Raw genomic sequence first — 19,557 nt, 5'->3', positions numbered from 1 at the left:
CGAGGTGGCGATCCGGACTCCTGATACCGTCTGATCCATGGCAGGAGCGTTGTGCCCGGGCTCGTTCGACCCGGTGACCAATGGACACATCGACGTTTTCAACCGGGCGGCCGCCCAGTTCGACGAGGTCGTGGTGACGGTCTCGATCAACCCGAAGAAGCAGGGCATGTTCAGCGTCGAGGAGCGCATGGAGATGCTGCGCGAGGCCACCGCACATCTGCCCAATGTGCGGGTGGAGTCGTGGCAGGGCCTGCTCGTCGACTTCGCAAAGCAGGAGGGCATCAACGCGATCGTCAAGGGTCTGCGTGATGCCACCGATTTCGGCTACGAACTGCAGATGGCCCAGATGAACAAGAAGCTCTCCGGCGTGGAGACTTTCTTCATCGCGACCAACCCGGCCTTCGGCTTCCTGTCCAGCTCCTTGGTCAAGGAGGTCGCGGCCTACGGCGGCGATGTCACCGACATGCTCCCGCCCGCCGTCCACAAGCGCCTGCTCGACCGCCTCGCCGAGCGCAAGGGGTAGAGACAACTCCGCCCCGGTTCCGAAGAACCGGGGCGGATTCGTGTGGCCTGTTATAGAGCGTCTCAGAAGACAAGGCCCCGAAGAGCGAGGAAGCGCATGCCGCCGACCGCGGCGGTGATGGCGAGGATGGCCGTGGCCTGGAACGCGTCGCCCATGCCAGGGGTCCACACCTCGAGTGCGGCCAGCGCGGCAGTGGTGACGCCGAGGCCGACCAGCGCGAGCCCGCCGCCCTCCCACTGTGCGGTGAACCAGCCGACCCGGCCAGCCGCGTGGAAGGTGAGCTGACGGTGCAGCTCATTGGCGATCACGGTGCTCACGATCGAGCCCGCGATATTGGCGACCAGGGGACCGACGCCGTGCATTGCGAAGAACAGCAGGACGTAGGCAACGTTGCTGGAGCCGCCGACCAGCGCGAAGCGGATCAGCTGGGCCAGCGCCCGATCGCCGCGCAGGTACTGCATGAGCTGCGCGAACCGAACAGCCGTGGTAATCCGCAGGACCGGGTACGGACCCGCCCACGGCGTGTACAAGCTGCTTGTCGGCAGTACCGCCGTCCGCGGTAGTTCCAGCACGGTCATTGTCTTTCCGATCCCACACGAGCCTCCGGTACGGATAACCACGATGGTCATCGCATCCTTCCCGGCGACTCTCGAGCCGTTGGGAAGGCATCCGCCCGGTTGGCCTCCTCTTATCCCCACAGTCCCGGTCGGGGCCTGTGATCTGCTTAAGAAGATCTTGTTCAGACCTTCTGGATAAATGTAACACCAAGTGGAGACAGATCCTCCACTTGTTTTTGTGGCGTGCGAGACACCCGGACGACACACCGGTGGGTGACTCGGCACGAGCCGTGACGAGGGGCACACTGGGCCTACGGCGGAAAGTTTCGCCGTAGGTCTGCAGGAGAGCGGGGTAAGAGCATGTATCGCGTATTCGAAGCACTCGACGAGCTGGTTGCCATCGTTGAGGAAGCGCGCGGCATCCCGCCGACCCGTAGTTGCATCGTGCCGCGCGGCGATGTGCTCGAACTGCTCGATGATGTGCGCGATGCGTTGCCCGGCGAGCTCGATGATGCCCAGGATGTGCTCGACCATCGCGACAAGATCGTCTCGGATGCGCGTTCGGCCGCCGAGATCACGGTGAGCAGCGCCAACGACCAGGCACACGAGACCATCGGATCGGCCCGTGACGAGGCCGACCGGATCCTCGCCGACGCCAAGGCGCACGCCGATCGGATGGTCGCCGAGGCCAGCGCGCACGCCGATCATCTGGTCAACACCGCCCAGGCCGACGCCGATCGCATCGTCGCCGACGGCAATGCCGAGTTCGAGGCCGTCACCGGCCAGGCACGTGTCGAATCCGAGCGGATGATCGAGGCGGGCAAGGCCTCCTACGACCGCTCGGTCGCCGAGGGCGAGGCCGAGCGCGACCGTTTGGTCGAGCAGACCGAGGTGGTGCGCGCGGCGCACGCCGAATCGGCTCGGCTGATCGACGGGGCGAACGAAGAGGCCGATCGCATGCGCGACGAGTGCGACCACTACGTCGACAGCAGGCTCGCCGAATTCGAGGAGACCCTCAACGCCAACCTGCGGACCGTCCGCGGCGGCCGTCACCAACTGCGTTCCGGTGCGGGAGCTCCGGACTACGCGACCGACTATCGCCGCTGACGCCCCGGGGGTGCGATGCCCCAGACGGTTTGGGTCTTGGCCCGGCCCTCGCGTATTGTGGTGTGGTTGCCCATTTCCCCTCGAATGTGAAGTGAGTTCGTGATGTCCGCCGGTACCGGTTCACCCTCGCGCCCTCGTACGGCCTCGCGCCGCACGCCGGACGCGGGTTTCGTGCTGGATGTCATCAGCCTGGGTCGTCGCCCCGGCACGATGAAAGAGCTGCATCGCGTGGTCACCGCGGACGGACGGATCGGGCTGGACCTGATCGCCATTCCGGTAGGTGCCGAGGTGGACCTCGATCTGCAATTGCAGGCAGTGTCCGAAGGTGTCCTCGTCACCGGAACCGTCACCGCACCGACGGCCGGGGAGTGCTCGCGCTGCCTCGAACCGTTCACGGACACGGTGGAAATTCACCTCACGGAACTGTTCGCCTACCCGGACAGCGCCACCGAGCAGACCACCGAGGACGACGAGATCTACCGCATCGTGGACGACACGATCGACCTGGAACCGGTGATCACCGATCAGATCGGCCTCGAGTTGCCACTGCAGCCGCTGTGCACTCCGGACTGTGCCGGACTGTGCCCGGAATGCGGTGTACGGATGGCGATTGCGGGTTCCGGCCACGGGCATGAGATACTTGACCCTCGCTGGGCCGGGTTGGCGAAGTTCGCCACCGAGTCGCCCGGCACCGGCAGCCCCGATGCGGGTGCCGACCCAAGCGTTTAGACCCAGACCGTAAGACCGTGCCGCCGAACAGGCGAGCAACAGGACAAGAGGAGAAGTAGTCGTGGCCGTTCCCAAGCGCCGGATGTCCCGTTCCAACACCAGGTCGCGGCGCAGCCAGTGGAAGGCCACCGCGCCGACCCTGATCACGTGCCCGAACCGCGCCTGCGGCGAGAAGACCCTGCCGCACATCGCGTGCCCCTCCTGCGGCACCTACAAGGGCCGCCAGGTCACCGCTGCTGTCTGATCGTTCGACCTGTCGTATCGACGTGACCGCCAGCAAGGACGAATCCGGCCCGTCCGATGAACATGCGAGTCTGCTCGTGGCGCTCGGCGTCGACGTGCAGGCCGATCTTTTGCGGCTGGCGCTGACGCACCGGTCCTACGCATATGAGAACGGCGGGCTGCCGACCAACGAGCGTCTGGAATTCCTGGGCGACTCGGTACTCGGCCTGAGCATCACCGAGCGGCTGTACCACGAGCACCCGGAGAAGTCCGAGGGCGAACTGGCCAAGCTGCGGGCGAGCGTGGTGAATATGCACGCGCTCGCCGAGGTGGCGCGCGGGCTCGGCGAAGGCGGGCTCGGCGTGCACCTGCTGCTCGGTAAGGGCGAAGAGCTCACCGGTGGCCGGGACAAGCCGAGCATCCTCGCCGATGGCATGGAGTCGCTGCTCGGCGCCGTCCATCTCGAGCACGGCATCGATGTCGCGCGCGAGGTGGTGCTGCGGCTGTTCGCCGATCTGCTCGAGCGCGGACCCAGGATGGGTGCGGGCCTCGACTGGAAGACCAGCCTGCAGGAGCTCACCGCCGAACGTGGCCTCGGTGTACCCAGCTACGAGATCACCTCGACAGGTCCGGACCACGACAAGGAATTCACCGCGACCACCGTGATCGGCGGTCGCCCGTACGGCCAGGGTGTGGGCCGCTCCAAGAAGGAAGCCGAGCAGAAGGCCGCCGGCACCGCCTACCAGGCACTGACCGACGGTGTCTGATTTGCGGCGCCGCGTGTTCGCGGCCCCCCGATGTCTCGCGTCCGAGTGGCCGAGACTCGCGACTGCGTCGCATGCGCTTCGGCCACTTGGACGCGAGACGGGCCGCGAACGTCGCTCGTAAGACTCGCTCCGCGGTGGTCGATAGGAGTTTGAATGCCTGAGCTTCCCGAAGTCGAGGTCGTCCGGCGCGGACTGGCCGAGCATGTGGTGGGCCGGGTCGTCGAGTCCGTTACGGTGACCCACCCCAGGTCGGTGCGCCGTCATCTCGAAGGCGCGGACGATCTCGCGGCTCGGATGAAGGGTCTGCGCGTCGCCGCGGCGGAGCGGCGCGGCAAATACCTGTGGCTCACCTTCGACGAGCCCGACACCTCGCTCGTCGTTCATTTGGGGATGAGCGGGCAGATGCTGGTGCAGTCGGCCGATGCCCCCGTGGAGAAGCACGCGCACATCCTCGCAACCCTCGACGACGGCACCCAATTGCGCTTCGTCGACCAGCGCACCTTCGGCGGGTGGGCGCTCGCGCCACTCGTCGAGGTCGACGGCACGTTGGTGCCCGAGCCCGTCGCGCATATCGCCCGGGATCCGCTGGATCCGCGCTATGACCCCGAGGTCGTGGTGGCCGCGCTGCGCGCCAAACAGACCGAGGTCAAGCGCGTGTTGCTGGACCAGACTGTGATCTCCGGCGTCGGCAATATCTACGCCGACGAATCGCTGTGGCGGGCGAAGATCCACGGCAATCGCCTCGCGTCCGGATTGACCAGGCCTGCCGTGCGCACTCTGCTCACCGAAGTCGGCGCGGTGATGGGGGAGGCGCTGTCGGCCGGTGGCACTTCGTTCGACGCGCTATATGTCAACGTCAACGGCCAATCCGGCTACTTCGAGCGCTCGCTGGCGGTATATGGCCGCGAGGACGAACCCTGCCGTCGCTGCGGTGCGCCCATCCTGCGGGAGAAGTTCATGAACCGTTCTTCCTACTCCTGCCCGCGCTGCCAGCCGAAGGCCCGTCACCGGTCACGATAGCGAGCTACCGTTCTTCTAGGCGGATCGGAAAGCAGACCGGTAGGAAGGACATATGCGCAAGCTCACCTACTACGTAGCTTCGACAATCGATGGGTTCATCGCCACCGAGGAGGGGTCGGTCGACTTCTTCCCGGTAGGTGGCGATCACGGCCCGGCGATCACCGCGCAGTACCCGGAGACCCTGCCGACCAAGGTGCGGGAGGCCCTCGGCATCGATAAGCGCAACCGTTACTTCGACACCGTGCTGATGGGGCGCAAGACCCACGACTTCGGTGTGCGGACCGGGACCTCGAGCCCGTATTCGCATCTGCGGCAGTTCGTGGTGTCGACGACGCTGCCGGAGAGCCCGGATCCGTCCGTCGAGCTGATCTCCAGCGATCCGCTGGCGACGGTGCGAGAGTTGAAGCGGGACAACGGACTCGGGATCTGGCTCTGCGGCGGTGGGGAATTGGCCCAGGTTTTGATGCCGGAGATCGATCAGATCTTCCTGAAGCTGTATCCGGTCGTGCTCGGTCGGGGCCGGTCGCTGTTCGGCTCGGGTCCGCGGCTGCCGGAGGCGGCCAGGTTCCGGGTGATCACCAGTAGGGTGTTCGAGGACGGGGTGGCCTTTGTGAAGTACAGCAGAATTCCATAACCGCTGTGGCGGAAGACGATTCGATCGCCGGATCGGCGCCGGGCAGCGCCCCGGGGCCGGTGGAGGCGCTGCGCGAAATCGGCTTCTGGCTCGAACGCGCACGGGCGCAATCACATCGGGTGAAGGCCTACCGGCGCGCCGCCGATATCGTGGCGCGACTGTCACCGGACGAGCTGGCGGTCCATCGCGCGGCACACAGCTGGCGCGAGATCGCGGGGATCGGGCCGAAGACCGCCGCCGTCATCGAACAGGCGTATTCCGGTGCGGCACCGGAGTATTTGGACGAACTACGCAAGGCCGCGCAACCGATCGGCACGCCGGGCAAGCCGCTGCGCGCCCAGCTGCGCGGTGATCTGCACACGCATTCCGATTGGTCCGACGGCGGCAGCCCGATCGCGGAGATGATGGGCGTCGCGGCCGCACTCGGGCACGAATACTGTGCGCTGACCGATCATTCGCCGCGGCTGACCGTCGCGAACGGGCTTTCAGCGGACCGGTTGCGGCGGCAGCTGGACGTGGTCGCCGAGCTCAACGAGCGGATGGCGCCGTTTCGGATCCTCACCGGTATCGAGGTGGACATTCTCGATGACGGCACCCTGGATCAGCAGGGCGATCTGCTCGCCGAGCTGGATATCGTTGTCGCGAGTGTGCATTCGCATCTGCGTGCGGACAGCGAGACGATGACCAAGCGGATGGTGTACGCGGTGGCGAATCCGAATGTGGATGTGCTCGGGCATTGCACCGGTCGGTTGATCACGGGCGAGCGGGGTACGCGGCCGGAGTCGACGTTCGACGCCGAGCTCGTGTTCGAGGCGTGCCGGAGTTATGGCACGGCCGTGGAGATCAACAGTCGTCCCGAACGTCTCGACCCACCCTCGCGGCTGCTACGGCTGGCCGTCGAGATGGGGTGCTATTTCTCGATCGATACCGATGCGCATGCGCCCGGCCAGTTGGACTGGCAGGGATACGGCTGCGAGCGAGCGGTCGCGAATGGTGTTGCGGCGGAGCGGGTTATCAATACTTGGCCAGTTGAGCAGCTGCTGGCTCGGACGACGCAGGCGACCGGGGAGGGTGATTGATCGTGGATGGTGAGATGAGCCGCGCACTGTAGGTGCAGAGGCTCGGCTCGTTGGTCGGCGTGCGGACCGTTGCTGTGATCGGCGCTCAGATCAGCAAGAACGCTGATCTGCAGTGCGTGGCCGAGCCCGGCTCCAGGTGGAGCGCGTTTCCGCCGGTCGCCACGGCCACGGAGGAAGATCACGACCGATGGTGTTCGGCAACTGAGCGACCCCTACACCTCTGTGAATTGGGCGCCGGAAACGAGCCGCGCGCTGAAGGAGAAGTACCAGACCGAGGTGTCTGGTTGGCAGGCGCTGACCGGTGCGGTAATCGACCCCAAGCGGAAGTCGTCCGCCAATTACCACAGAGGGCCCTCCAGCAATTACGGAAGCGACAGCGGGGCCGGGTATTCCGGCTGCGGAGCCAGTAGTTACGGCTGCTTCGGCGGAATCTGATAGCGCGGCTCCCGGTTGCGAGTGGAACGTGTGTCAATCTTGCTTGTGGCCGATGCCAGTTGCTCGCTTGTGACCAGGTCGCTGTGGGAGTGGCGTCCGCGTGTAGAGCGGGCCGGCGATCGTATCGAATGAGAGTCCGCGCGGCCTGGCTGCGCGCCAATATGCTTGTAGTGCAAGACTATTGGCTTGTGGGTAAGGCGTCTCCGGTGTCCGACCGATGGAGTTGATGTGGTGGGTGGCCGTGGCTTCCCGGCTCGAGCGGATCGGCTCGCGAAAGATTTAGTCATCGCAATTCTGGCGATCGCATTACTAGAACCTGTTACCTTCTGACGATCCGAGGCGGTCGATGGCGCCTCTTCTCGGGAAGGTTATGTAATGCACGGCAACTCTTTTCGTTCCGCGACCGGTACCGGAGTTCGTCGGGGGGTGCGGCGCCGCAGCTTCATCGCGGGCGCTGGGCTAGCAGTGGGATCGCTTGCGCTACAACCATCATCGTGGATCGCCAAGGCGACGGCTGCCACCATCGGCGACGGCGACAGCGTTCCGATCCTGATCATCGGCAGCGGTTACGGCGGTGCGGTGGCCGCGCTGCGGCTTGCTCAGGCGGGCAAGAAGGTGGCCATGGTCGAGATGGGCCAGAGTTGGACCACGACGGGCGATGACGGGAAAATCTTCTGCAATATGCTCGATCCGGATAAGCGGTCGTTCTGGTTTCGAACGACGACCGATCAGCCGGTCGGCTATTTCTTGGGTGCCTCGGCCAACAAGTCGATCAGTCCCGCATATGCCGGTGCGCTGGACTCCGAGCAATTCGCCGCGACCCGTGTCTACCAGGGCCGTGGCGTCGGCGGCGGTTCGCTGGTCAACGGCGGCATGGCGGTCCAGCCCAAACTGTCCTATTTCCAAGAGATCCTGCCATCGGTCGACTCGACCGCCATGTACGCCACCTATTTTCCGCGAGCGCAGTCGGCGCTCGGCGTCAACAACATCGACCAGACCTGGTTCGAATCGGCCGAGTGCTACCAATTCAGTCGAGTAAGTCGTAAGACCGCCAATAACGCGGGCTTCACGACGGTCTTCGTGCCCAATGTCTACGACTTCGGTTACATGGTCAAAGAACAGGCGAACACGGTGACCCGGTCCGCACTCGACGCCGAGGTCATCTATGGCAACAACTACGGCAAGCGATCGCTCGACAAGACCTATCTCGCCGCCGCCTCGGCGACCGGCAACCTGTCGATATCCGCACTGCACAAAGTCACCGCGGTGGCCCCGGCAGCCAGCGGCTACACCGTCACGATCGCCCAGATCGACACGGCGGGAAACACTGTCGCCACCAAGACGGTCACCGCGGCGAAGGTGATCTTCGCGGCGGGCAGCGTCGGTACCAGCAAGCTGCTGGTCGCCATGAAGGCCACCGGCAAACTGCCGAACCTGCCCGCCTCCGTGGGCACCGGCTGGGGCAATAATGGCAATGTGATGGTCGGCCGGGCCGGTCTGGATCTGACCGGTGCCCTGCAGTCCAGCATTCCCTGCATGGGAATCGACAACTGGGGCAACGCCAGTGGACCGGTATTCGCCGAGATCGCGCCGTTCCCGGCGGGCACCGAGACCTGGATCAACCTCTACCTGGCGATCACCAAGAACAACAATCGTGCCGCCTTCAGCTATAACACCGGCACCGGAAAGGTCGATCTGTCCTGGCAGTCGTCCTACACCGCGCCGTCCATCGCCGCGGCCAAGGCGATGTTCGACGCCATCAACAGCAAGGCGGGCACGGTGTACCGGTCCGATCTGTTCGGCACCGACAAGATCTGGGGTGACGACTTCGTCTATCACCCACTCGGCGGATGCTTGCTGAATACGACGACCGATAATTACGGCAGGCTGACCAGCTATCCGGGGCTGTACGTGATGGACGGCTCGTTGATCCCCGGCAGCACCGGTGTCAACCCGTTTCTGACGATCACCGCACTCGCCGAACGCAATATCGAACAGATCATCGCCAACGACGCCTTCTGACGGCTGGCATCCGACCCCCGCCCGCATTCGGCAGGGCGGGGGTTCTGGAGGTGGGCCGGCGGCAGAGTTGACAGCCCCGACCCCTGCGCGTGCGGTCGGGTTGTCCGGCGGGTTAACTGTTGTCGAACAGTGGTGCGGTATCCGGGCCCCTGCCGGATAAGGCACGAAAATGGTTGAAACACAGATCTCTTGGGGGTGGCAATACCGGTGGGCGGTTTTCCGATCGAAATCGTCCTTGCGCTCATCGGTATCGCGGTGTCGATCGTCGCGTTCCTGTGGGAGTTCGTGTTCGTCGGGCGCAAGGAGATCGGCTATCGCGTGCAGATGGATACGCCGGTCACAGGTGAAGTCGAATCGGTGTACCCGGGCGTGCTACCTCAACTGCGCCCCGAGCGCGATGGTGTGAGCCCACCGCTGAAGGATCTGTCGGTGGTGTTGGTCCGCATCGAGAACAGCGGCGCGACACCGATCGATCCGCACGATTACCAGGCGCCCGAGACGAGCCGGGTCGGCCTGCATCTGAACTTTCCGCAGCGCCGGGTCATCGGCATGGCGGTGACCGAACTGAGCGATGGTCTGTCCGATTTGCTGGACCGCGACTCGGGCATCGCGGTCCGCGAGGATACGGCCGGGTATATCGGCGCCATCGATCTGCCGAGGGTGCCGTTGAATCGCGCCGATCATTACAAGATTCTGGCCATCCTGCAGCGTTCGGAGGGCGCCGGGGAGTACCTCCCGCCGAAGCTGCGCGGCGGCATCAAGGGTGGGCGGATCATCGAAACCAAGAGTCGCCCCGGGATTTCCCGAGTGATGTGGGGGCTCATCGCTTTCCTGGTGGTCGTCATCGCCGTTCAGCTCGTTGTCGCCGTGCTGGAGCCCGCTGCGACGCCGCTGGATTGCGCGACGGGCAAACTCACGCTGGTCGGCTCGTCGGCCTTCGAGCCCGTCATTCGAGACGCGGCCGGACAGTACGGGAAGCGCTGCACCGGAGCGGAATTCGCGTTCGGATTCGAGGGCACCGAACTCGGTCTCGACCGGGTCGCCGAGGAGGGCAAGGACAATCTCGATCTGCTGACGATCAGCGACGGCCCGAAAGGTAATGGCTACCAATCGCTGCTGGACCGTCCGCTGGCGTTATCGCTGTTCACCATGATCGTGCACAAGGACATCGGTATCGGGAGCCTGACCGTAGCCCAGATCCAGGATCTCTATCAGGGCCGGATCACCAACTGGCGCGAACTCGGCGGTCCCGATCTGCCCATCGTTCTGGTCAATCGGATACCGGGATCGGGCACCCGGAATACGTTGGAGCGCAGGCTGCTCGGCGGTGCGCCACCCGATCGGGCGCATGTGAGCTGTGTCGCGATCAAGGATGCCCCGCCGACGGCCGCCAAGTATTGCGACGTGCAGGTCACCAAGGATATGCAGAAGGCGGTGAGCGAAATACCGGGTGCCATCGGCTACAGCGAGTTCTCCGAGGCGGTGAAGGCGGGCGCGTCGACTCTCGCCATCGACGGCGTGACCGCGGGCCGCGACGCGGCGGTCAATCGCACCTACCCGTTCTGGGGTGTCGAATACGCCTACAGCTATGGCGAACTCCCCGGCGATTCGCTCGGCGCGAGCTTCCTGCACTTCTTGACCGATCTGACCGGCAAGGACGTGCTGCGCGCACACGGCAACGAACCGTGCGGTGAACTGGCCGATCGCGGTCGCTGCCTGCCGTCTTCGTGAATTTTTCGATTTCTGTCACGAATTCGGCGGCCATTTCGTCTTATCCGGGTAAGCGATATCGAGAGAGGACGACCCATGTCACGCATGAAGCTCGCCGAGGTGGCCCCGGAGATCTACCAGGCCTGGTTCGCCGCCGAGCAGGCTATCCGCCGCGGTCCCCTGGACGCGACGGTCCGCGAACTGGTCAAGATCCGGGTCTCCCAGATCAACGGCTGCCTGTTCTGCATCGACATGCACACCACCGACGCGCGGATGGCGGGGGAGACCGAACAGCGGATTTACTACCTCAACGCCTGGCGCGAGTCGGTGAAGTTCACCGACGCCGAGCGCGCCGCGCTCGCGTACGCCGAGGCGGTGACCGAGCTCGGTGCGCACGGTGTCAGTGATGAGGTCTGGGCCGAGGTCGAGAAGAATTTCGATGAGGGCGCGCGGGCCGGTCTGGTCGCGGTCACCGCGATGATCAACCTGTGGAACCGGATCGGGGTACCGCTGCGGATGCAGCCCGCGGCGGTCTGACGCCCGGTCGATGTCGGTGGCCTGAGCCAGCATGGCGGCCATGACGAAACTGTCGCGGCGCGAGCTCAACCGCACCCTGCTGGTGCGCCAGATGTTGGTCGAGCGGGTCGAGCTGACCCCGTTCGAGCTCGTCCGGCATCTGGTCGCCGTGCATACCGTGCGCATCCAGCCGTGGCATCCGCTCTCGGCCGCGGATGAGGCTGCCGTGCGCGCCGAGGCGGAGTGTCTGCTCGGCTTCATCGCGCCGCAGACCCATGGCGCGGTGGTGATCGACGCTTGATCAGTCGTCCGACGGCAGGATCGGTCGACTGAAGAAGTCCTCGATCGGCACCGGGCCCGTGTAGCGACGGCAGCCGCATCGCACCCATTCGCGTATGCCGTACCCCGTCTTCCGGTTCGTCTCGGCGTGACACTCGCCCGCTTGGGGATCGTGCAGGGCAAGGTCGTGGCCACAGCCACACCGGGCGCGCGCCGACGCTGCGGGAGTGCGCCGCCCGAAGCGCCCGACTGCCCAGCCGACACCGGCGATCCCGGCCCCGACCGCGAGGGTGATTGGATCGAACATGGCTCTATTATATGTATGCGTATACCTTGAGCCGTCAACTCCGCTCCTCGGCAGCCCGCGCTGAGCGCACGCCCGGCGAGGTCTGTCGCGGCATTCACCACATCCATCGACGTATCCGGCGACGGAATGGATTCGATTGTGCCCCTGAGGAATTCGACATTGGTGGCACCGGCCTCGCGGGCATTCGACGCGGCCGGCGCCAGCATCTCGTCGGTCATATCGAGGCCATACGCCTTACCGGTCGGTCCCACCCGCCGCGCCGACAGCAGCACGTCGATGCCGCCACCGGAACCCAGATCCAGCACTGTCTCACCCTCGCGCAGTTCGGCCACCGCGAGCGGATTACCGCAGCCGAGGCTCGCCGCCAGCGCCTCGGCTGGGATCAGCTCACGGTCCACCGTCGAATAGAACTGCCGACCGCAACCGGCCTCGTCGAACGGCTCGGCGCCACAACCCGAACCGCCTCCGCAACAACCGGCCCTCGATTATGCGAATGATGTTGCGGCCGAGGCATATCGAGCGCGTACGGCCGCGCGTAGCGCATTCCGATCCGAATCGCTCATCGCCACCTCCATCTGTGAGACATATATCGAAGATCTCGACCGAATTCGAATTTCATCACTATTTCGATATGTCAGGGCTCTGTAACCCTCCTTGATTTCTTAACGGGCAACCGGGACCGGCAAGCGGTCCGGACGAGTACATTTCAGACCAACTGCTTGGTTTGAGTTCCTGAGCAGGAGGTACGTCTTTGGTCGGCCCCCCTGTTCACGCAAACCAGCGTGACCAGGCCAACCAAGCCCTTATGGACGGCGGTGCAGGCTTCAGTCTCCACCTCCGCCGAGGCGGCCACCACGTTCGGCGCCCAGCGCACCGAGTGCTGGGTGGATGTGCACAAGGTTGTCTTGGAAGGATGGTCATGAGCACAGGTCTATTTGCGCCGATTTCGGCGCCCATTGCCTCTTCGGATCTGCTGTCGACCGACCATGTCGGCGCCCGATTTCGCATCGCCATGGTCGTTCCGCCTTATTTCGATGTGCCGCCGAAGGCCTATGGCGGCGTCGAGGCGGTCGTTGCCGACTTGGTCGATTCACTGGTCGCCCGCGGCCACGACGTCACACTGCTCGGCGCGGGTGAGCCCGGTACCAAGGCCAAGTTCGTCCCGGTCTGGGAGCAAGCGATGCCGCACCGGCTCGGCGAACCGTTTCCCGAGGTAGTGCACGCCTTGAAGGTGCGAAGGGCGATCGAGCGGATCGCCGCCACCTCCGGGGTAGATCTGGTGCACGACCACACCTTCGCCGGACCGCTCAACGCCCCGGCCTACCTGGGACTAGGCCTGCCGACGGTGGTCACAGTGCACGGCCCGGTCGACGACGACGACTGCTATCGGTATTACAGCGAATTAGGTAAGGACGTGTCACTGGTGGCCATCAGTGACCGGCAGCGCGAATTGGCTCCGGATCTGAATTGGGTCGGGCGTGTACACAATGCGCTGCATGTCGATCAGTGGCCGTTCCAAGTGGAAAAAGGTGACTATGCGCTATTCCTGGGTCGGTTCACAAAGACCAAGGGGCCGCATCTGGCGTTGAAAGCCGCGCATGCGGCCGGCATTCCTTTGGTGCTCGCCGGCAAATGCAGTGAAGCCCCCGAGCTGGCGTATTTCGAAAAAGAGGTGCGTCCGCTGCTGACCGAGCGAGATCACGTTTTCGGCCTCGCCGACGCGGCGGCCAAACGTAAACTGCTCGCAGGCGCACGCTGTCTGTTGTTCCCCATCGACTGGGAGGAACCGTTCGGCATGGTGATGATCGAAGCGATGGTCTGCGGCACACCGGTGGTCGCCCTGCGCGGCGGTGCGGTCCCCGAGGTCGTCGTCGACGGCGTGACGGGCCGGATCTGTGACGATCCCGCCGAGTTGCCCGCCGCGATCGCCGAGGTGCGCGATCTGGATCCGGCCGCGTGCCGCGCCCATGTCGAGGCGAACTTCGGCGCGGGCACCCTGGGCCGCGGCTACGAGCAGGTCTATCACCAGATCTTGCGCTCGCGGCGACTTGCGCGCGCGGCCCAATTGCTCGGCGAGACGGTGCCGGTCCGGATCCCGGTATGACCGCAGACGTCGGCGCAGTGCCGAGTCCGACGCCGCTGAACTCCGGTGAGCCAACGGGGCTCGGCGGCTGCGGGGGGTCGGTGACGTTGGTCGAGGGCGGCACCTTCTGTCTGTCGAACCGGCTCGGCGATGTCGAGCCGGGGCGGCCGCACGGGTTGTTCTTCCGGGACGCCCGCGTCATCTCCCGCTGGGAGCTGCTGGTGGACGGCAAACCGGCCGAGTCGCTGTCGGTGCTCAGCCCGGAGGCATTCGCCGCCAGGTTCGTCTTGCGGCGGCCGCCGCACGCCGGCCTGGCCGACAGCACGCTGCTCGTGGTGCGCGAGCGCTTGGTCGCCGACGGCATGCACGAGGTGCTGACCCTGGAGAACATGGGCAGGGAGCCCACCGCGGTCACCCTGGAACTGCACGTCGACGCCGATTTTGTCGACCTGTTCGCGGTGAAGGAGGGACGCGCCGCGCAGGGGCGGGCCGAGGTCACCGTGGCCGAAGGTGAGTTGCTGCTGCACGACCGCACCGATCGAATGCGCGGGCTCTCGGTCTCGGCGACCGTCGAGCCCGCATTCCTGCCCGGCACGCTGGTCTGGCGCGTCGTCGTGCTGCCCGGTGAGCGCTGGCAGACCGAGGTCGTCGCCCAGCCGACGGTCGGCAATCAGCGGGTCCAGGCGCCATTGGCTCCGGGTGAACACCACGGGCTCAGCGCGCCGAGCCGGAAAATGGCGGCGTGGCGGCACACCGCGACCAAGATCGCGTCGGCCGATCCGATGCTCACCCAGGTGCTGCGGCGTTCGGAGAGCGATTTGGGCGCCTTGCAGATTCACGACGAATCCGGTGAAGGCCGTCCGTTCGTGGCCGCGGGTGCGCCGTGGTTCATGACCCTGTTCGGCCGCGACAGCCTGCTCACCGCCTGGATGGCGCTGCCATTGGAAGTGGACCTCGCGCTGGGCACGCTGCAGCAGCTGGCCGAATTGCAAGGGCAGGTCGTCGATCCGATCACCGAGGAGGAGCCGGGGCGGATCATGCACGAGATGCGTCGCGGCCCCGCCAGCGGGCAGGTGCTCGGCGGCAATACCTATTACGGGACTGCCGACGCCACTCCGCTTTTCGTGATGCTGCTGGCGGAATGTCATCGGTGGGGCGCGGATCCGGAGGTGATCAGGGCCTTGCTGCCCGCCGCCGATGCCGCGGTCCGCTGGATCACCCACCACGGTGACCGCGACGGTGACGGTTTCGTCGAATACCGCCGCGCCACCGATCGCGGTCTGGTCAATCAGGGCTGGAAGGACAGCTTCGACGGAATCAACGACGCCGCAGGGCATCTCGCGGAGGCGCCGATCGCGCTGTGCGAGGTCCAGGGCTACGCGTATGCCGCGTTGCTGGCCCGTGCGGAGTTGGCCGAGGCCTTCGACGATCTGCGCGCCGCGACCCGGCTGCGCGAGCGTGCGGCCGAACTGCGCGGCAAATTCGCCGAACAGTTCTGGCTGCCGGACAGGGGCTGGTACGCGGTCGCGCTGGACGGTAGCAAGCGCCATGTGGACGCACTGACCAGCAATGTGGCGCACTGCCTTTGGACGGGCATCGCCACCGATCACCATGCCGCCGAGCTGGTCGAACGGCTCGACGGCCCGGAGATGGACACCGGTTTCGGGTTGCGCACCCTCGGCTCGTCGATGGGCGCCTACAACCCGATGAGCTATCACTGCGGATCGGTCTGGCCGCACGACACCGCGATCGCCGTCGCGGGCCTGCTGCGCTATCGGCAGGTACCCGGCGCGGTCGAGCTCGCGACTCGACTCGCGGGTGGATTGCTCGATGCGGCAGCATCTTTCGGTGGTCGGCTGCCCGAGCTGTTCTGTGGATTTCCGCGGGATCAGTTCCCGGTTCCGGTTCCGTATCCGACCTCCTGCTCACCGCAGGCCTGGGCGAGTGCGGCACCGTTGTTACTGGTGCGCTCGTTCCTCGGACTCGAGCCGGATGCGCCCGGACGGACGCTCACCGTGCGTCCGCAGCTGCCGCCCACCTGGGGCAAGGTCGCGTTGAGCGATCTGCGTCTGGGTTCGGCGACGGTCGATCTCGTCGCCGAGGGTGACCAGATCACCGCGGCGCGCCTGCCGGATGACTGGCAGTTGATCACACGATGAGGGTGAATCGCGTGAGATCGGGTAGTCCTCCGGCGTAAGGACGTTGGCATGCTTGTCCACTGAAAGTCGCAGGCTGGAGGTGCACGATGCAGACATCACTGGACACCAGGGATCTGTGGAGCACACAGCACCGTGATTGCGGTGCGGAGCCGACCATGGATCTCGATCTCGACCGGGCACGGTTCATCTGCAGTACGCACGCCGGGCACGGCCCGGACTGCCGCCAATATCTCGCGGCGGCGGCGTTCTGCTTCGGCTGTGTCGAGGATCCCTGATCGGAGTGGGGACCTCGGTCAGGAGAGGAAGAGCGCCCATTTCCGCGGTGATCCGAGGGGATTCCGTGCGGGAATGGGCGTTCGTACCGAGTGTTGCGTTGGTCAGCCCCTGAATGGATAGCGACGATCCAGGTCGAGGTTGAGCTCGACCACGTTGACGCGCGGCTCACCCAGGAAGCCGAGGGTCCGGCCGTCGGTGTGGGCATCGACGAGTTCGCGCACCTGATCCTCGGAGATGCTGCGGACCTTGGCGATTCGAGCCACCTGGATGGCCGCGTACTCCGGGGAGATATTCGGATCCAGGCCACTGCCGCTGGCGGTCACCGCATCGGTGGGCACCGGCGTATCGGTCGCGGCGTTACCGTAGATCGGGACGATCCGGCCGATCGAGTAGTCCTCGCCCGGCTTGGCGCACTCGACTTCGACACCCTTGTAGGTGCCCAGGAACGGTGTCGTCGGGCACGCCTCGTTGACGCTCACCACCTGCACCGGATGCGAAACCTCACCGTCCGCGTCACGCGGCCCGATCACCGAGAGCACCGCGCCCACACCATCTTTGGTGCAGAACGGACGGCTGCCGTCGACCCCCTCACGGTCGCCGACCGCCTTGCTGCGCGAGCACACGGTGGACAGCAGGCTCAACTTCACATTCGCCGGATCGGCGTCCAGGGTGTCCACGATGCTCTCCGGACCGAGGTTGCTCGCACCGGAGGCCATCGGGTCGTAGCCGTCGCCCGCCGCCGACGGACGGCTCTGGAAGTACTGCCCGAGGGCGTTGCCGTCCTTATCGGTGAACGACTGCCCGATCAGGCTGGAGCCCACCATCTTTCCGTCCACGGTGATCAGCGAGCCGTCCGCCTTGTCGTGCAGACCTGGCAGCTGCGCGACCACGAAAACCGCCAGCGGATAAACGATTCCGGTGATCGCGGTGAGCACCAGCAGCGCACGCAAGGCGGCCAGATGCTGCCGGATCCAAGTTGACATACGCATATCAGGACATCCCGGGGAGGAGTTGGACAACGAGGTCGATCAGTTTGATGCCGATGAACGGCGCGACGATGCCGCCGAGGCCGTAGATCGTCAGGTTGCGGCTCAACAGCTTCGACGCATTGCTCGGCCGGTAGTTCACCCCGCGCAGCGCCAGCGGGATCAGCGCGATGATGACCAACGCATTGAAGATGACCGCCGAGAGAATCGCCGACTGCGGGCTGGCCAGCCGCATGATATTGAGCAGGTCGAGGCCGGGGAACAGTGCCACGAACAGCGCGGGAATAATGGCGAAGTACTTGGCGATGTCATTGGCGATCGAGAACGTGGTCAGCGCACCACGGGTGATGAGCAGCTGCTTGCCGATCTCCACGATCTCGATGAGTTTGGTCGGATCCGAATCCAGATCGACCATATTTCCGGCCTCTTTGGCCGCCGAGGTGCCGGTGTTCATCGCGACGCCGACGTCGGCTTGGGCAAGTGCCGGAGCGTCATTGGTGCCGTCACCGGTCATCGCGACCAGCCTGCCGCCGTCCTGCTCCTGCTTGATCAGCGCCAGCTTGTCCTCGGGCGTGGCTTCGGCGAGGAAGTCGTCGACACCGGCCTCGTCGGCGATCGCCTTGGCGGTCAACGGATTATCGCCGGTGATCATCACCGTGCGGATGCCCATCCGCCGCATCTCGTCGAACCGCTCCCGCATGCCTTGCTTCACAACATCTTTGAGGTGGATGACGCCGAGCAAGCGGGCCTTACCGTCGTGAACTTCACCGACGACCAGCGGCGTGCCACCGGAGGCGGAGATGCCGTCGACGATCACGCCGATCTGACTGGGTACGTCCCCGCCTTGTGCGCGAACCCAATCCGTGACGGCACTGGCCGCGCCCTTGCGCAGCTGGTGCCCGTCGGCCAGGTCCACGCCCGACATGCGGGTCTGCGCGGTGAATTCCACCCAGGTCGCGCCGGTCAGCTCGCCGGGGGTGCGCTCGCGCTTGTTGAACGCCTGCTTGGCGTACACGACGATGGAGCGACCTTCAGGAGTCTCGTCGGCGAGGCTGGACAGCTGTGCCGCATCGGCCAGTTCATCGTCCGGAATGCCGGGCATCGAAACGAATTCCGAAGCCTGCCGGTTGCCGAGGGTGATGGTGCCGGTCTTGTCCAGCAGCAGGGTGTTCACGTCACCGGCGGCCTCCACCGCGCGGCCGGACATGGCAAGCACATTGCGCTGCACCAGGCGGTCCATTCCGGCGATGCCGATGGCCGAGAGCAGCGCGCCGATGGTGGTCGGGATGAGACACACCAGCAGCGAGACCATGACGATCCCGGTGACACCGTTGACGTCCAATGCCGAAGTATCCGGCACCCCGGGGTTGTTCGACTTCGAGAAGATCGCCAGCGGCTGCAGCGTGGCGACCGCGAAGACGAAGATGATGGTCAGCGCGGCGAGCAGGATGTTCAACGCGATCTCGTTCGGTGTCTTCTGCCGACTCGCGCCCTCGACGAGGGCGATCATCTTGTCGATGAAGCTCGCACCCGGCTCCTGGGTGATCTTGACAATGATCTGATCTGACAGCACCGTCGTGCCGCCGGTGACGGCCGAGCGGTCACCACCGGATTCCCGGATGACCGGTGCGGATTCGCCGGTGATGGCCGATTCATCCACGGAGGCAATGCCTGCCACGACATCGCCGTCGCCGGGGATGACCTGGCCGGCTTCGACGATGACGTAGTCGCCGCGCCGCAATGCGGGAGCGCCGACGCTCTCCTCGACGATCCTGGCGCCGGGCGACCAGTTGACCAGTCGCCGAGCCATGGTGTCGGTCTTGGCTTTGCGCAGCGCATCGGCCTGCGCCTTACCGCGGCCCTCGGCGACCGCCTCGGCCAGATTGGCGAAAATGACGGTGAGCCAGAGCCATACGACGATCGCCCAGGCGAAGAACGTCGGCTCGGTCAGCGCGAGCACGGTCGACCAGACGGCCCCGATCTCGACGATGAGCATCACCGGGTTGTGCCACATGGTGCGCGGATCGAGTTTGCGCACCGCGTCCGGGATGGCGGTCAGCAGCATCTTCGGATCGAGGACACCCCGCTGGACGCCGCGGCTCTTGTGGACCGTCTCCGCGGTCGTTTCGGTTGTCGGAGTGGACAT

19 protein-coding genes and 1 pseudogene are annotated in these 19,557 nt (G+C 65.4%); 15 read left to right on the top strand and 5 right to left on the bottom strand.

Going from position 1 to position 19,557, the window contains the following annotated elements; genetic code table 11:
• Window positions 1-37: 37 nt before the first annotated feature.
• On the top strand, window positions 38-523 hold the full coding sequence (gene coaD / locus OG874_RS24230; RefSeq protein ID WP_330249433.1) for a pantetheine-phosphate adenylyltransferase: 486 nt from the start codon (window positions 38-40) through the stop codon (window positions 521-523).
• A 62-nt stretch (window positions 524-585) separates the two neighbouring features.
• On the opposite strand, the gene OG874_RS24225 is transcribed toward coaD, so the two are convergent.
• On the bottom strand, window positions 586-1,101 hold the full coding sequence (locus tag OG874_RS24225) for a GtrA family protein (RefSeq protein WP_442943422.1): 516 nt from the start codon (window positions 1,099-1,101) through the stop codon (window positions 586-588).
• A gap of 339 nt (window positions 1,102-1,440) precedes the next feature.
• On the opposite strand from OG874_RS24225, the gene OG874_RS24220 reads away from it, so the two are divergent.
• The 11 genes from OG874_RS24220 to OG874_RS24170 all read left to right on the top strand — a co-directional run bounded on the left by OG874_RS24220 (window position 1,441) and on the right by OG874_RS24170 (window position 11,622).
• Window positions 1,441-2,187 carry a DivIVA domain-containing protein gene (locus OG874_RS24220; RefSeq protein ID WP_330249431.1) on the top strand — a complete coding sequence of 249 codons (747 nt, stop codon included), beginning with the start codon at window positions 1,441-1,443 and terminating at the stop codon, window positions 2,185-2,187.
• Between the two features lie 102 nt (window positions 2,188-2,289).
• Window positions 2,290-2,916, top strand: a complete 627-nt coding sequence (locus OG874_RS24215) for a YceD family protein (RefSeq protein WP_330249430.1) — start codon at window positions 2,290-2,292, stop codon at window positions 2,914-2,916.
• 61 nt (window positions 2,917-2,977) lie between these two features.
• Entirely contained in the window at window positions 2,978-3,160 is a 183-nt protein-coding gene (rpmF, locus tag OG874_RS24210; protein WP_014987105.1) for a 50S ribosomal protein L32, read from the top strand.
• 22 nt (window positions 3,161-3,182) lie between these two features.
• Window positions 3,183-3,905 (top strand): ribonuclease III, encoded by a 723-nt coding sequence (rnc, locus tag OG874_RS24205; protein WP_330249429.1) that lies wholly within the window; start codon window positions 3,183-3,185, stop codon window positions 3,903-3,905.
• Window positions 3,906-4,058: 153 nt separating this feature from the next.
• Window positions 4,059-4,925 (top strand): bifunctional DNA-formamidopyrimidine glycosylase/DNA-(apurinic or apyrimidinic site) lyase, encoded by an 867-nt coding sequence (mutM, locus tag OG874_RS24200; RefSeq protein ID WP_330249428.1) that lies wholly within the window; start codon window positions 4,059-4,061, stop codon window positions 4,923-4,925.
• Between the two features lie 52 nt (window positions 4,926-4,977).
• On the top strand, window positions 4,978-5,559 hold the full coding sequence (locus OG874_RS24195; protein ID WP_330249427.1) for a dihydrofolate reductase family protein: 582 nt from the start codon (window positions 4,978-4,980) through the stop codon (window positions 5,557-5,559).
• 5 nt (window positions 5,560-5,564) lie between these two features.
• Window positions 5,565-6,638 (top strand): PHP domain-containing protein, encoded by a 1,074-nt coding sequence (locus tag OG874_RS24190; protein WP_330249426.1) that lies wholly within the window; start codon window positions 5,565-5,567, stop codon window positions 6,636-6,638.
• A gap of 810 nt (window positions 6,639-7,448) precedes the next feature.
• Window positions 7,449-9,095, top strand: a complete 1,647-nt coding sequence (locus tag OG874_RS24185) for a GMC family oxidoreductase N-terminal domain-containing protein (RefSeq protein WP_330249425.1) — start codon at window positions 7,449-7,451, stop codon at window positions 9,093-9,095.
• A 207-nt stretch (window positions 9,096-9,302) separates the two neighbouring features.
• Window positions 9,303-10,826 (top strand): PstS family phosphate ABC transporter substrate-binding protein, encoded by a 1,524-nt coding sequence (locus OG874_RS24180; protein ID WP_330249424.1) that lies wholly within the window; start codon window positions 9,303-9,305, stop codon window positions 10,824-10,826.
• Window positions 10,827-10,901: 75 nt separating this feature from the next.
• A complete protein-coding gene (locus OG874_RS24175) occupies window positions 10,902-11,342 on the top strand; it encodes a carboxymuconolactone decarboxylase family protein (protein ID WP_330249423.1) in 441 nt (146 codons plus the stop codon).
• A gap of 40 nt (window positions 11,343-11,382) precedes the next feature.
• On the top strand, window positions 11,383-11,622 hold the full coding sequence (locus tag OG874_RS24170; protein ID WP_330249422.1) for a hypothetical protein: 240 nt from the start codon (window positions 11,383-11,385) through the stop codon (window positions 11,620-11,622).
• Here the strand turns inward: OG874_RS24170 and OG874_RS24165 are convergent, their stop codons facing one another.
• Both OG874_RS24165 and OG874_RS24160 read right to left on the bottom strand, forming a co-directional pair.
• Window positions 11,623-11,907 (bottom strand): hypothetical protein, encoded by a 285-nt coding sequence (locus tag OG874_RS24165; protein WP_330249421.1) that lies wholly within the window; start codon window positions 11,905-11,907, stop codon window positions 11,623-11,625.
• A gap of 95 nt (window positions 11,908-12,002) precedes the next feature.
• A pseudogene (locus tag OG874_RS24160) lies at window positions 12,003-12,239 on the bottom strand (methyltransferase domain-containing protein); the annotation flags it as partial.
• A 587-nt stretch (window positions 12,240-12,826) separates the two neighbouring features.
• On the opposite strand from OG874_RS24160, the gene OG874_RS24155 reads away from it, so the two are divergent.
• The 3 genes from OG874_RS24155 (at window position 12,827) to OG874_RS24145 (ending at window position 16,424) form a co-directional block, all read left to right on the top strand.
• Window positions 12,827-14,011: a glycosyltransferase family 4 protein gene (locus tag OG874_RS24155; RefSeq protein WP_442943086.1), complete on the top strand. Its 1,185-nt coding sequence runs from the start codon at window positions 12,827-12,829 to the stop codon at window positions 14,009-14,011.
• Window positions 14,008-16,149 carry an amylo-alpha-1,6-glucosidase gene (locus OG874_RS24150; RefSeq protein WP_330249420.1) on the top strand — a complete coding sequence of 714 codons (2,142 nt, stop codon included), beginning with the start codon at window positions 14,008-14,010 and terminating at the stop codon, window positions 16,147-16,149. The genes OG874_RS24155 and OG874_RS24150 overlap by 4 nt, the downstream gene beginning before the upstream one ends.
• Before the next feature lie 86 nt (window positions 16,150-16,235).
• Window positions 16,236-16,424: a hypothetical protein gene (locus tag OG874_RS24145; protein ID WP_330249419.1), complete on the top strand. Its 189-nt coding sequence runs from the start codon at window positions 16,236-16,238 to the stop codon at window positions 16,422-16,424.
• A 102-nt stretch (window positions 16,425-16,526) separates the two neighbouring features.
• Here OG874_RS24145 and OG874_RS24140 read toward each other — a convergent pair whose 3' ends face one another.
• Both OG874_RS24140 and kdpB read right to left on the bottom strand, forming a co-directional pair.
• Window positions 16,527-17,414 (bottom strand): potassium-transporting ATPase subunit C, encoded by an 888-nt coding sequence (locus tag OG874_RS24140; RefSeq protein ID WP_330249418.1) that lies wholly within the window; start codon window positions 17,412-17,414, stop codon window positions 16,527-16,529.
• A 1-nt stretch (window position 17,415) separates the two neighbouring features.
• Complete coding sequence (kdpB, locus tag OG874_RS24135; protein ID WP_330249417.1) at window positions 17,416-19,557, bottom strand: potassium-transporting ATPase subunit KdpB; 2,142 nt, start codon at window positions 19,555-19,557, stop codon at window positions 17,416-17,418.

It is taken from the genome of Nocardia sp. NBC_00565 (assembly GCF_036345915.1).
Lineage (GTDB): Bacteria > Actinomycetota > Actinomycetes > Mycobacteriales > Mycobacteriaceae > Nocardia.
The sequence above is the reverse complement of the archived record's forward strand: the minus strand, read 5'-3'. Positions and strand labels throughout refer to the sequence as shown.

Bases quoted from the DNA above. Each gene is read 5' to 3' on its own strand.
- OG874_RS24215 (WP_330249430.1), top strand. From the start codon at position 2,290: ATGTCCGCCGGTACCGGTTCACCCTCGCGCCCTCGTACGGCCTCGCGC.
- OG874_RS24150 (WP_330249420.1), top strand. From the start codon at position 14,008: ATGACCGCAGACGTCGGCGCAGTGCCGAGTCCGACGCCGCTGAACTCC.
- OG874_RS24185 (WP_330249425.1), top strand. From the start codon at position 7,449: ATGCACGGCAACTCTTTTCGTTCCGCGACCGGTACCGGAGTTCGTCGG.
- OG874_RS24220 (WP_330249431.1), top strand. From the start codon at position 1,441: ATGTATCGCGTATTCGAAGCACTCGACGAGCTGGTTGCCATCGTTGAG.
- OG874_RS24195 (WP_330249427.1), top strand. From the start codon at position 4,978: ATGCGCAAGCTCACCTACTACGTAGCTTCGACAATCGATGGGTTCATC.
- OG874_RS24145 (WP_330249419.1), top strand. From the start codon at position 16,236: ATGCAGACATCACTGGACACCAGGGATCTGTGGAGCACACAGCACCGT.
- OG874_RS24170 (WP_330249422.1), top strand. From the start codon at position 11,383: ATGACGAAACTGTCGCGGCGCGAGCTCAACCGCACCCTGCTGGTGCGC.
- OG874_RS24175 (WP_330249423.1), top strand. From the start codon at position 10,902: ATGTCACGCATGAAGCTCGCCGAGGTGGCCCCGGAGATCTACCAGGCC.
- OG874_RS24225 (WP_442943422.1), bottom strand. From the start codon at position 1,101: ATGACCGTGCTGGAACTACCGCGGACGGCGGTACTGCCGACAAGCAGC.
- OG874_RS24165 (WP_330249421.1), bottom strand. From the start codon at position 11,907: ATGTTCGATCCAATCACCCTCGCGGTCGGGGCCGGGATCGCCGGTGTC.
- kdpB (WP_330249417.1), bottom strand. From the start codon at position 19,557: ATGTCCACTCCGACAACCGAAACGACCGCGGAGACGGTCCACAAGAGC.
- coaD (WP_330249433.1), top strand. From the start codon at position 38: ATGGCAGGAGCGTTGTGCCCGGGCTCGTTCGACCCGGTGACCAATGGA.
- OG874_RS24140 (WP_330249418.1), bottom strand. From the start codon at position 17,414: ATGCGTATGTCAACTTGGATCCGGCAGCATCTGGCCGCCTTGCGTGCG.
- mutM (WP_330249428.1), top strand. From the start codon at position 4,059: ATGCCTGAGCTTCCCGAAGTCGAGGTCGTCCGGCGCGGACTGGCCGAG.
- OG874_RS24155 (WP_442943086.1), top strand. From the start codon at position 12,827: ATGAGCACAGGTCTATTTGCGCCGATTTCGGCGCCCATTGCCTCTTCG.